Raw genomic sequence first — 12402 nt, 5'->3', positions numbered from 1 at the left:
GGCGTTGGCGGGATGGGATTCAATCGATCTAAACGAGGGATAAAAATGAGGACGTGGAGCCTCTTATGCGTATTCGACGGTTCCGATGGCGGCGGCGATGGCCTGCATCGCCCGCGTGCGGCTTGCGCGGCGATCCGTCACCAGGACATCGATCTCCTTGATAGGGCAGTACCCGACGCGACTGCGCACGCCGATCTTTGCGTGGTCCGCGGCGATGACGACGCGGCGCGCATGCGTGCACATCGCACGCGCAATTTCCGCTTCGTCCAGTTCGAAGCTGCTGGCCCCGTATTCGGCGTCGACGCCGACGGGCGAGAGAATCGCCAGGTGTGGCTGGAAGCGCGCGATTTCGGCAATCGTCGCGGCGCCGCCGCTGCATCCGATTTCGCCGTTGAAGCGGCCGCCGAGCAGATGGACTTCGTTGCCCGATCCGCGTGCCTGTCCGGCGGCAATGCGCATGGCCACGTCCACGGAGTTGGTGATGATGGTGAGGCTGGTGCGCACGGCAAGCGCTTCGGCCACCAGCGTCATCGTGCTGCCGGCATCCATGAAGATCGTCTGGCCGCTTTCGACGAGCGTGGCGACCTTTTTCGCAATCTGACGTTTTTCTTTTACGCGCGTGGCCGAGCGCACATCGATCGGCGGCTCGTCGCCCGTCAGGACGGCGCCACCGTGAACGCGGCGGATCTCGCCGCGCGCTTCCAGGTCCAGCAGGTCGCGACGGATCGTTTCGCGCGAGACACCAAGCTCGGCGACGATCCGTTCCACGGATACCTGGCCGGATGCCTGCAGCAGGTCGCGGATGCGTGTATGCCGTTCTTCAAGCCACATGATGTCGTTCCTTCCGGGGTCGTTCTTTCTGGAGCCGGCGGGTGCACAGGCGCAGCACGGCCCGCATCGTCGCGAGCGCGGCAGCTACGACGACGAGTACGCACGTGGCGTATGCCGAGGCCTGCGCGAGAAAGCCGTTCTCGTCGAGCCGCATGACCGAGACGGCCGCGAGTCCGAGATCCGGCGTTACAAGAAAGATCACGGCCGACAGCGTCACCATCGAGCGCATGAACAGATAGAAGAAAACCGAGACGATGGCCGGTGCCGCGAAAGGCAGCACCGCATCGCGCAGGACGTGGCCTGTGCCGCCGCCGAGGGATGTCACCGCGTCTTCCAGCGCCACGGGTACGGCGCGTACGCCCGCCACCATCGTGAGGAAGCCCTGCGCGTGATAGTGGTAGATATTGCAGAGCGCGACGATCGCCAGGCTTCCGTAAAGCCACGCGGAAAGCGGGCCGTGATTGAAGGTCAGTACATAGGACAGACCGATCATCATGCCCGGCACGGCGGCGGGCAGCGTTGCCAGGAGGTAGACCGGGCGCGCCAGGGTGGGGCGCAAGCGGCGCGTGCCCGCGGCCAGTCCGAAAATGAGTGCTGTACCCACGACGGCTGCAAGGATGGATGCCTGCAGCGATGTGGCAACAGGCGCGTACCCGTCGGGCATGCCGCCGAAGTAATTGGCAAGTGTGAGGCTGCGGTCGTACGGCCAGAGCCGGATCAGACTGACGTAGACCACGGTGCCAATCGTCAGCAATAGCGGCAGCAGGATAAGTACGGTTGCGACGCCGAGCGCGACGTCTCGCGTACGTCCTTTCGTCGGTGTCGAAAAACGCGCATGCGTCGCGCCGCCTGCGTCCTGGCGGCGCCGCGCCGCGCGTTCCAGCCAGACGGCAAGCAGGGAAGGCAGCAGCAGAAGTACGCCAAGCGTGGCACCCATGCCGAAGTTCATCTGCCCGGCGACCTGGCTGTAAATCTCGGTGGCCAGCACGCGGTAGTTGCCACCGATAACGACGGCATTGCCGAAATCGGTGATCGTTTCGGTGAAGACGAGAAAGGCGGCGGCAAGCAGGGCAAAGCGAATATGCGGAAACGTGATATCGCGGAACTGCCGCCACGGGGTCGCGCCCATCGACTCGGCGGCGTCGTAGTAACGACGGCTGGTACCGGCAAGCGCGGTCGTCACGATGATGACGACCTGCGGCAGTCCGTACAGCGTGTTGGCGATCAGCAGGCCGGAGAATCCGTAGATATCGGTCGGGAGTCCGGTCAGTCGATGGATCAGGCCGTTGTGTCCGAGCAGGCAGACCAGGCCGAGGCCCAGCATCAGCGACGGTGCCAGCATCGGCAATAGCAGGACGCCACGAATGAGCGGCTTCCCTGGCACGCGCGTGCGTTCGAGCGTCATCGCCACGAGTAGCCCGAGCGATAAGGTTGTTGCCGTGGATGCGATGCCGATGGCGAGGCTATGCAGGGCGGCGCGCGGCAGGCCGGGGTCGGTTAGGAGCTGGGCGTAGTTGCCGGTAGTGAAATGGCCGGCGACGTCGCTGAGGCTGCGCCAGACGATGACGCCGAGCGGATAGAGAAAAAAGACGAGAAGAGCCGCAAGCGGAACAGAGACGAGCAGCACCGGAACGATGGCGCTCCGTTCGCGCGGCTTCGCCGGGTTCGACGGCGTGGCGGCGGCAACGGTCATGCGGGCAGCCATGTCCCGCGTCCTTCGCGCACGCCGAGCCCGATCGTGTCGCCTGCGCGCAGCGACGAACGTCCCTGCGTTTCCACCAGGATGCGCCGCCCGCGCCAGCGCACGCCGACGCGGGCCAGGTTGCCGAGGAAGACGATGTCCTCGACCTGTGCGTCGCCGGTGGCGTCGATGTGAATCAGAAAATCCTCGGGCCGCAGGCAAAGCTCGTGTGCCGGACGGACCGCTGCCGCGCGCTGTTCGATGAGGGCCGGAAGCGCATCGCGGATCCAGTCCACGGGAAGCAGGTTCGAACTGCCGATGAATTCGGCGACGAAGCGCGATGCGGGGTGTTCGTAGAGATCGCGGGGCGATCCGACCTGCTCGATCCGCCCGTGGTTCATGCAGACGATCGTATCCGCGAGCGCCAGGGCTTCTTCCTGATCGTGCGTGACCATGATGGTCGGGATGGACAGCGTGCGCTGTAGCGTGCGTATTTCGGTGCGCATCTGCGTACGGACGCGCGCATCCAGCGCTGAGAGCGGTTCGTCCAGCAGCAATAGCGAGGGCTCGACGGCCAGTGCCCTGGCCAGTGCCACGCGTTGCTGCTGTCCGCCCGAAAGATCGGCGGGATAGCGCGCCGCCAGCGTCGACAGGCCGACCAGTCCGAGCAGTTCGGCGGTGCGGTCGGCGATGCGCGCGGACGACTCGCCCCGGATGCGCATCGCATAGCCGATGTTGGCAGCTACCGTCATGTCGGGAAACAACGAATAGGACTGGAAAACGAGGCCCATCCGACGATCGCGCGCGGGTACGCCGGTCAGGTCGCGACCGCCGAGGTGGATGCGTCCCGTATCGGCGGCCAGCAAACCGGCGACGATGCGCAGCAGGGTCGTCTTTCCGCAGCCGCTGGGACCGAGCAGGCAAACGAACTCGCCTTTGTCGACATGCAGACCCACGTGGTCGAGCACGCGCTCGCCCGCGAAGGACTTGCCGATGTCGTCGATGTGCAGATACATCCCCGTTATTCCCCTGGCCGATCGCGCGTCAGCGCGAAAGCCGTTTCCAGCGTGTGATGATGGACGCGCGGTCGCGCGCGGCCCGTGCGAAATCGCGTGGCGGTAGCGAACCGGCGACATCCGCGGGTAAGCCGGCCGCACGTTGCTCGCTGCTGGGACCGACGCCGGGTGCGGCGACGATTTCCTTGTATTGACGGTAAAGAGCAGCCGCATCGGGCGACGCGGTCCAGTCGAGGAAGCGCTGCGCGTCGCGTGCATGGGACGCGCCTTTCATCTGGCCGGATGCTTCCAGTTCGTAGCCTGTGGCATCGGCCGGCAGCACCATGGCGATCGGATAGCCCTGGCGAATCGACTGCATCGCGACGAAGGCGAACGAGATGCCGATCGGGAATTCGCCTATGCGTGCGAGCTTGCAGGGATTGGAGCCGGACAGCGTGATCTGCCCGAGATTGCGGGCGATCCCTTCGACCAGCGGCCAGCCCGCATTCCGATGGCCACTATCGATCAGCGTGGACAACACCATGTAGCCGGTGCCGGAGGATGCGGGATCGGGCATCGCGATCTGTCCGCGATAGACAGATCGGGTCAGGTCGGCCCAGGTATGCGGCACGGGAAGATGCTGTTCGGCCAGCGCCTGCGTGTTTACGCAGAGGGCGGCCATATAGCCGGTCGCGGCGAACCAGTTCGCGCCGCGAAAACGTGCGGGCAGGGTGTCGATGTTTGCACCCGCTACGGGAGCGAACAGGCGCGCGATACGCGGATCGAGCATATCGGTAAGCGCCATGCCCCAGACGACATCGGTACGCGGCTCGGCGGATTCGGCAAGCAGGCGCGCCGCGAGATCGCCACTGGATAGCCGGAGGATGTGTACGTCGATATCCGGAAGGGCGATATGGGCCGCTTTCAGATAGACGGCTATCTCGTCGCTCTCCAGCGCGGAATATACGGTCAGATCGCCCGCGTTCACGCCGCCGCTCGCCAGGAAGGCAGCCAGGACAAGCATGAGCTTTCGGACAACGTGCATACGCCCGCCTCGTTGTGGTGTCTTTCGGATACCCCGGTGCCTCGCCGCCTTGAAACTCCCGGAAGAGAAGTCTCGCCGCGGGTGTGGCGTTTTGGGTATATTTGCAAAGGTGTGGCATCGAGTCCACAAGAGAATTTTCGTTTTTGTCATCATTCCGAAACGCGTAAGCGCTAGGTCGCGTACACATTTTTCCCAAGGAGTTCTTCCGATGGCCCTGCCGCCACCGTCGTTGATCGACGGGTTCGAGACATTCGCGCGCGGTATCGTCGATACGGCCCGCGAGCTGTCCATGCCGCATTTCCGGGGCGCTATCGACGTCAGCCTGAAAGACGATGCCAGTCCGGTGACCGCGGTCGATCGCATGGTCGAAGCGATGGTGCGCGAGCGCATCCAGGCGTCGTATCCGGAACACGGCGTACTGGGCGAGGAGTACGGTGCACTACGCACCGATGCCGAGTACGTGTGGTCCATCGATCCGATCGACGGGACGCGCAGTTTCATCAGCGGCTGGCCGCTGTGGGGCACGCTTCTTGCGCTGCTTCGCAACGGTGAACCCGTCATCGGCCTGATCGACATGCCCGTGCTTGGCGAGCGATGGATCGGTCGCGCGGGACAGTTCAGCACGTTCAATGGCGTGCGTTGCCAGACGAGTGCCTGCACGCGTCTGTCGGATGCCACGCTGTACGCCACGACACCGGATATGTTCACGGCCGAGGAATCGGTCGTGTTCGAACGCGTAAGCCGCGCGGCACGTACACGCCGTTTCGGCGGCGACTGCTATAGCTATGCACTACTCGCAGCCGGTCATATCGATGCAGTGATCGAAGCGGATCTTAAGCCGTACGATTACCTCGCCCTCGCTCCGGTGATCGAGGCCGCCGGCGGTGTCATTACCGACTGGCAGGGACGCAGGCTTGGACTGAACAGCGGTGGGCAGGTCATCGCCGCCGCGTCGGCCGAACTGCATCGCGAGATCGTCGAGACCATCCAGCAAGGCGCATAGCGAACTTATGTTTTCCAACGATCGACGTCGTTTCCTGAAAGCCGCCGGCACCACCGTCACGGCGTCGCTCGCCGTGCAGGCGTTTCCGGCCGCTATCGCCCGCGCCCTGGCAACGCCCGCGCATCGCGTCACCGGCACGATCGCGGACGTCGGACACGTTGTGATCCTGATGCAGGAGAACCGGTCGTTCGATCACTACTTCGGCAGCCTGCGTGGCGTGCGCGGGTTTGGCGATCCGCGGGTGCTTTCGCTGGCCGATGGCTCCCCGGTCTGGCGGCAGCCGGCGGCGACGACGCATACGAAGCACTATAAATCGCGCGGTATCGCGGACGATGTACCGTATGTGCTGCCGTTCCATCTGGACACGGCGGTCAGCGGCGATCATCAGGACGGCACGGACCATGGATGGAGCAGCGGTCATCAGGCCTGGAACCTGGGGCGCTGGGATCGATGGGTCGAGCAGAAGCAGGACGTGCTGACGATGGCGTACCTGAAGCGCGACGATGCCGCGTTCCACTACGCACTGGCCGATGCGTTCACCATCTGCGATGCGTATCACGCGTCCGTTCATGCCGACACGGCGATCAACCGCATCTTCCTCTGGTCGGGTACCGCCGATCCGCGCAACACATTCGGCAGCAAGGACAACGGGCCGGGAACGGAAGAGCGCAAGGACGTCAATGGATACACGTGGACCACGTATCCGGAGCGGCTGGAAGCGCATGGCGTGAGCTGGCGGGTCTATCAGGGCGGGACAGGCGACCCGGGGTCGCCGACGGATAACTTCACCGACAATTCGCTGGAATTCTTCGCGCGCTATCAGGTAGGCCAAGGCGCGGACCCGAAGAGTTCTCTCGTACGCAACGGCGCCTCGACGCATACGCTGCGCGAACTGCGAGCCGATGTCATGAACGACCGTCTGCCGCAGGTATCGTGGATCGTGGCGCCGTTCCGCTATAGCGAACACCCCGAAGCCTCGCCGACAGATGGTGCGTTCTACATCCAGCGGGTGATCGAAGCGCTGACCGCGAATCCCGCGGTGTGGAGCAAGACGGTTCTGTTCCTCAATTACGACGAAAACGACGGCCTGTTCGATCACGTCGTTCCACCGGCGCCGCCAGTGGAAAGCGGGCAGGGCGAGCAAGGCGTGGTTTCGGCCGACCTCGTCGATAGTCTGGAGGACGAGGTCATGGATATCGACGAGCACATGCGTATCGCGAATCCGCTGGTTCCCGGGTCGGATCCAGGCGGTCGGCAGATCATCGGCCTGGGCGTGCGCGTACCCATGATCGTGGTGTCGCCATGGACGCGCGGCGGATGGGTCTGCTCGGAAACCTTCGATCACACATCGGTCCTGCGGTTTCTCGAAACGCGTTTCGGCGTGCCGGAGTCGCAGATCAGCGCATGGCGTCGGGCTGTATGCGGCGATCTCACGAGCGCATTCGATTTTGCGGGTACACGCGAGACGTCCATGCCGAAACTTCGCGTGCCTGCGGCGCCGAAGGGCAAGGCGCCGGTCAAAGTGCCCGGGGAACAGCGTATGCCGGTTCAGGAGCCGGGCGTGCGACCGGCCCGGCCGTTGCCCTATGCATGGAGCGTGGAGCATCGACTGGACGCGGGCCGTAGCTGGGTTCGCTTCCGGAACACGGGGCGGGCAGGTGCTGCGTTCTATGTCTATGACGGCTCCGACCGCGAGCAGCCTCCGCGCCGCTATACGGTGAGTGCGGGCGACACCATCGAGGATTACTGGCCGCTCGCCAGACGTGGCGATGGTTACGATCGCCTTGTGCATGGCCCGAACGGGTTCCTTTGTGCCTTGCGTGGTGGCGTGGACGATGGAGTCGAGGCGGTCGTGGCGGAGGATGCGCCGGGCAAGCGCATGAACCTGACGATATCCAACGCCGGACCGCTTCCGTCCGTCTGCATGGTCGGCAATACATATGCCGCGGATGCGCTGCAGCGTATCGAGGTCGCGGCAGGAGCGAAGGTGGTGCTGCCGTTCGACGTCAGCCGTAGCGCGGGCTGGTACGACATCTCGGTATCGATGGCCGAAGCGCCGCGCTATCTGCGCCGGTTCGCGGGGCATCTGGAGGATGGACGGCCGAGTACGAGCGATCCGGGGCCCGTTCGCAAATCCCGATAACGATGGCCTGAGCCTCACCGATCCTCGGGCCCGCCTGGCGTATGTGCGGGAACGGTGGGCGGTGGCAGTATCCGGGAAGTGAATGCCTTTTCCCGATACCAACGGATCTTCCGGCCCCGAATCGGACGCGTGCCCCTGGCGAACAGGAGGACTTCGTTCACACCCAGCGCCATGACTTCCTGCGGAAGCATCAGCGCGCGACTGACCATTGAATCGCTGCGATTGCGCTGCCCTTTCGAAAAAAGATCGGGACGGGACACCGAATGGCTCTTCACGGTGGTATTGCCGATTTCATTGCTGATTTCGGTCGCCGTCACAATGTCGGCGGGCGTATAGGAAATGCGTATGGCGTGGTTCTGGAAAAACGTTTTCGCGGCCTCCTCGCCATAGACTTCCCGTATCTGACTCGGTGACTGGAAAATCGGCAGCAGGCGCACGCCGTACCCGCGAAGGAATGCTATGGCGTCGACGATAAGCGGCAACTTGCCCAGCGACTTGAACTCGTCGAGAAGCATCAGGCACTGATACTTCAGTTCGGGATTGTGCTCGGGAAGCTCTCGTGTGTTGAGATCGACAACCTGCTGGAAGAACAGGTTGAGCAGTGGCGCCATGCGCGCGAGATTGTCGGGTGTGATGCCGATATAAATACTGATGCGCTTTCGCCTCAGGGCTTCCAGGTCGAAATCGTTGGCAGAGGTCGCGGCATCCACGATGGGATTGAGGAACAGCTCGAAGCGTGACGTAAATGTCTTCCGTATCGACGTGCGGGTTTCGGTAGCGGTATTCGCATAGTCGGTTAGTGCAGCTTCGCAGGCGGCCGAAAGCCGGGCGCCGGACTCGTATCGCTCCATGATGATATCGGCGAGACGGTCGTCGGTGTCGGCGTAGGCTTCGCGTGCGATCTGCCCGAGCGTGCGCGGAAGGTCGTCGGTTTCGAATACATACAATGCCAGTCCGAGAAACAGCGTCCGGCAGCTGGCCGACCAGAGGGGGTCGACGCCTGGAGTATCGGGAAAAATGATGCTGCCGATCTTCTGGATATCGTCGATGCGTGTCCCCGGCTCGTCGCGTACATAGGCCAATGGATTCCATCGATGCGTGCGGCCGTCCGGCGATGCGGGATCGAACAGGTAAGTTTCATGTCCGTGGCGCTTGCGAAAACCGGCAGTGAGCGTCCAGTTCTCGCGTTTTATGTCCAGCACGATGACCGAATGGTTCCAGTTCAGAAGATTGGGGATGACGACGCCGACGCCTTTGCCGGAACCGGTGGGTGCGGCAAGCATCACGTGCGGGAAGTCCGCAAGTCCGGCAGTCAGGAATCGACGGCCATATCCGCCAAGGATGATGCCGTCGCCTCTATGGGTCAGGAGACCGGCGCGACGGACTTCCGCGATACGGGCGAATCGGGCGGCGCCGTGCAATGGCGGTTTGCAACGCACGAGAGCGACGATCACGGGCACGAGTATGACGAGCGACGCAATCGCTCCAGCCAGTTCAAGTGCCGGTTGTACGAGTGGGTGGCCTGGATACGATAATGCATAGTCGATCCACGTATGCCAGCTCACCGGATCGCCGCCGCCATGGAATAGGATCCATGACAATGCATGGCCGGCCGCGACGAACCATGTCGCGCACGTGGCCAGTACGATGACGAAGCCCAGGGGCCATTTAACCCAGCGCGGCGCGTTTGCGAGCGGGTTCATAAAATATTCCTGTTACGCGTCGACGTCCGTCCACCACGCCGAATTGCACGACGACGTCGACAAGCATGAAAAGCAGCTGGCGAATATCGCTTCGCGACAGTCGTCCGCCGCACGACGATTCCTTGATGAGGAGCATCAGTTGCTCGATCGCCATGAGCGGGCTACCGGCATGTATGGACGTGATGGAGCCCGGATGACCCGAGTTCACGTTACGGACGAACCCAAAGGCTTCCTCGCCTCGTAGCTCGGCGAGGAGTACACGATCCGGCTTCATGCGCAGGCACGATTCCAGGAGAAGTTTCGGTGTCGCGCGACTGACGCCCTGGCTGTCCTTCGAATAGAACAGCCGCACGTGATTGGGCTGATGGGCGATGGTGAGTTCCGGCGTATCTTCGATAGTAATGAGGCGTTCGCCCGCCGGAATGGCGTCGACGAGTGCTTTCATCAACGTTGTCTTGCCTGAGCCTGTCGAGCCGGACACGACGATGTTCCGCCTGGTGACGACAGCCCGCTCAAGGAACAGGCGGATGCGTCCGTGAGTGAGGTGTTCCGTCAGCTCACGCTCCGTATCGTCAGGCGTGGTGGAGTCGGCGCATACGTCGTCGAACGCGCCGCTGGTCTGGTAGTCGTCGAGTGTGAGTCGTATCGCGGAAGGCTTGCGGATGGTAAGGCTGACCGTACCTGCGGGCACGGCCGGAGGTAGTACCGCTTGCACTCGTTCGCCGGAAGGAAGCGCCGCGGAAACCACCGGTGCGGAATCGCTGATGGATTGCTGGGTGCATGTCGCGATGAGCTTCGCGAGCATGCGCAGGTGATCGAAGGTCAGCTCGGGCAGAAGATGCCGCCTCCATGTTCCGTGCTTTTCGGTCCATGCCTCACCCGGTATGTTGACGGCGACTTCGGTAATGTCGTCATGCAGCAGAAGCTTCAGTGGCCGCATGTAGATTTCCACCGCTTGACGGGATGCGTCGTCGACATGGCTCATGGCACGACCGCTCCTGGCTTGAGCGAATACACCGAGCGAAAATCGAGGTCGCGTGCCACGAAAATGCCTACCCGGGAGCCTTGGGAGACATCCAGCGTCGGTGGAATGTTCACCGTATTCTCGACGATAATCGATGCGGAATCGCGCGCAGCCCCGGTCGTTCCACCGAACTGGATCGTGTTCTGGTTTCCTCGCCGTTTGTTCGCCGCCGCTTTCGCAACGTCGTCGACGACAGAAACGAGGAGAGCCGATCCAAAGCGGAGCCAGAAGTGATGGTTCACCTCGCCCGTCAGGCCCGATCGGCCCAGACTGTCCGTCGCCGGCGAGTCCAGATCGATGACGATGCCATTTGGCGTTTCCGCGCGTGTCCATAGCACGAAGATACGATCCGTTCCCTGGCGAAGCTGCCCGGACTGATACTGGCCGACGAGTCGCGAGCCACGTTCGAGCAGCAGTATGCGCCCATTGGTGGAGTAGACGTCGCGGGTAAGAACGCATGCGGTCATGCCAGCCAATTGACTGCTGATGGCTGTGACGAGCGCGCAGTCCAGCAGACTTCCCTGAGTGATTGTGAGATTCGGGTCGGCGAGGCGCCGCGCGCTGACTCCCGCATTTCGTGACGGTGTCAGCGCGCTGGCGATAGATCCCGTCATAGGAACCGATTGATCGATCGGGGCTTCTGGAGACAACGGCAACGGCATCGCGGAAGGACCTCCGGCTTGCAGTACCAGAAGAGGGGCCCGTTTGCGTCGCTCATGCCGGTCCGACGCCTGCGCGCGCTGTTCCGGTGCGAGCAATTCTCTCCTTGCGTGGTCTGCTCCCGCCGAAACGGGCACGGGTGGAGGCTTCGACACAAACAGATCGCGAGCGATGTCCGGCAAGTGGCTGGCGGCGCCCACTACCGCGGTGGCTTCCTTTGCCTGAGCGCTCGACGCGATGTCGCTGCGCTCGCGCAGTCTTTCGATACCTAACTGTCCCAGCAAGGCAAAGAGGATTATCGTCGTCGTGAGCACGACGGTGATGCCGACGACGCGATTTGTCCTGCGGCTACGGCCCACCTGTGGGATATCCGCGGACGGGTTGTTGCCGCTTCCGGAAACGCTTTGCTCCGGCACGGATCTATTGAGCATGTCCGCTTCCTTCAGACGTTTCGCTGGCAGCCTTGTCGGCAGGCGCGGGGATGGGTGCCAGGGAAGGCCATGCGTTGCCCGTCGCCGGCAGGTTGTCGTTGATTTCGCGCACGACGTTCGGACTGGTTGTGCCCTGGGGGATCGCCGTGCCGTGCGCGTTGTAAGTACGGTTCTCGATGCACGCGACGGCATTACCGAGGCGAAGCACGAATCGCCGCGCCAGGGTATGCACGACGAACTGGTCGCCACGCATCGCGCCGTTGACTATGCCTTCGCTGCCATCGGCGTCGATGGCGAAGATGGCGGGAATGCGTTGCGCGCCGGGAAAGCGCATGTAAGTGAACCGGCCGTCATCGTAAACCTCCGACGGGCGGAAATCCTTCGCGCCGCAGGCATGGTAGTTCCAGTTCCGCGCTTCCTCCGTTCGTTTCAGCGCACTCTCCATGCGCCGTGCGTTGGATGTCGCAATGCGCGCATCGCGCTCGACCCGTTCGCGTGCGGCATCGTCGTCCGGGTAAGCGAACCGAACCTGGAAGAACATCGTCCTGTCGCGTGAAGTGACTGCTTTCGAAGCGTCCAGGCTGAACTGGTAAACGTGGCGGTCGGTAACGACGGTCATATTGGTTACGGCGTTGTCTTCGCGCGGCTTGACGAATAAGTGATTCGCCGCCGGTGCCACCTCCCATGCGAGTGAGTCGCCTATCGCGATATGGGTAATGGCTTCGCCCTGCGCGAACTCGATGTCGGTGGAGTAGCCGTAATGCCCGACAATCCTGACGACATCCGAGCGGTTATAGCGCACGGTTTTCATTCGATGGTCGAATGTTCCCTGTACGGGGACCGTTTCCGCATGTGTTACTAAGACGGTGCATACAGCGAGCATGCA

10 protein-coding genes are annotated in these 12402 nt (G+C 62.9%); 2 read left to right on the top strand and 8 right to left on the bottom strand.

What is annotated here, in order from left to right; translation table 11 throughout:
- Nucleotides 1-63 precede the first annotated feature (63 nt).
- Genes EC912_RS09705 through EC912_RS09690 form a run of 4 tightly spaced genes read right to left on the bottom strand, consistent with a single transcriptional unit; the run spans nt 64 to nt 4552 of the window.
- Nucleotides 64-831, bottom strand: coding sequence for a DeoR/GlpR family DNA-binding transcription regulator (locus EC912_RS09705; protein WP_132143386.1), 768 nt, complete (start codon nt 829-831; stop codon nt 64-66).
- Nucleotides 821-2536 (bottom strand): ABC transporter permease subunit, encoded by a 1716-nt coding sequence (locus tag EC912_RS09700; protein WP_207906812.1) that lies wholly within the window; start codon nt 2534-2536, stop codon nt 821-823. The genes EC912_RS09705 and EC912_RS09700 overlap by 11 nt, the downstream gene beginning before the upstream one ends.
- Nucleotides 2521-3528, bottom strand: coding sequence for an ABC transporter ATP-binding protein (locus EC912_RS09695; protein ID WP_132143384.1), 1008 nt, complete (start codon nt 3526-3528; stop codon nt 2521-2523). Before EC912_RS09695 ends, EC912_RS09700 begins: the two co-directional genes overlap by 16 nt.
- A 28-nt stretch (nt 3529-3556) precedes the next feature.
- The gene (locus EC912_RS09690; RefSeq protein WP_132143382.1) at nt 3557-4552 is read right to left on the bottom strand and encodes an extracellular solute-binding protein; all 996 of its coding nucleotides are present in this window, start codon (nt 4550-4552) and stop codon (nt 3557-3559) included.
- Nucleotides 4553-4760: 208 nt separating this feature from the next.
- Here EC912_RS09690 and hisN point away from each other — a divergent pair, with 208 nt between their 5' ends.
- Together hisN and EC912_RS09680 are read left to right on the top strand one after the other, a co-directional pair.
- Nucleotides 4761-5555: a histidinol-phosphatase gene (gene hisN, locus EC912_RS09685; protein WP_132143380.1), complete on the top strand. Its 795-nt coding sequence runs from the start codon at nt 4761-4763 to the stop codon at nt 5553-5555.
- Between the two features lie 7 nt (nt 5556-5562).
- Entirely contained in the window at nt 5563-7698 is a 2136-nt protein-coding gene (locus EC912_RS09680; RefSeq protein ID WP_132143378.1) for a phosphocholine-specific phospholipase C, read from the top strand.
- 14 nt (nt 7699-7712) lie between these two features.
- On the opposite strand, the gene EC912_RS09675 is transcribed toward EC912_RS09680, so the two are convergent.
- From EC912_RS09675 to virB9, 4 genes are read right to left on the bottom strand one after another with little or no spacing between them, the layout of a single operon-like run.
- Complete coding sequence (locus EC912_RS09675) at nt 7713-9401, bottom strand: type IV secretory system conjugative DNA transfer family protein (protein ID WP_132143376.1); 1689 nt, start codon at nt 9399-9401, stop codon at nt 7713-7715.
- Nucleotides 9367-10386, bottom strand: a complete 1020-nt coding sequence (gene virB11 / locus EC912_RS09670; protein WP_132143374.1) for a P-type DNA transfer ATPase VirB11 — start codon at nt 10384-10386, stop codon at nt 9367-9369. Before virB11 ends, EC912_RS09675 begins: the two co-directional genes overlap by 35 nt.
- Nucleotides 10383-11516: a type IV secretion system protein VirB10 gene (virB10, locus tag EC912_RS19530; protein WP_207906811.1), complete on the bottom strand. Its 1134-nt coding sequence runs from the start codon at nt 11514-11516 to the stop codon at nt 10383-10385. Before virB10 ends, virB11 begins: the two co-directional genes overlap by 4 nt.
- A complete protein-coding gene (gene virB9 / locus EC912_RS09660; RefSeq protein WP_132143843.1) occupies nt 11506-12399 on the bottom strand; it encodes a P-type conjugative transfer protein VirB9 in 894 nt (297 codons plus the stop codon). The genes virB10 and virB9 overlap by 11 nt, the downstream gene beginning before the upstream one ends.
- Between the last annotated feature and the right edge of the window lie 3 nt (nt 12400-12402).

The sequence above is a fragment of the Luteibacter rhizovicinus genome (genome assembly GCF_004342265.1).
In the GTDB taxonomy this organism is placed as follows: Bacteria; Pseudomonadota; Gammaproteobacteria; order Xanthomonadales; family Rhodanobacteraceae; genus Luteibacter; species Luteibacter rhizovicinus_B.
The sequence above is the reverse complement of the archived record's forward strand: the minus strand, read 5'-3'. Positions and strand labels throughout refer to the sequence as shown.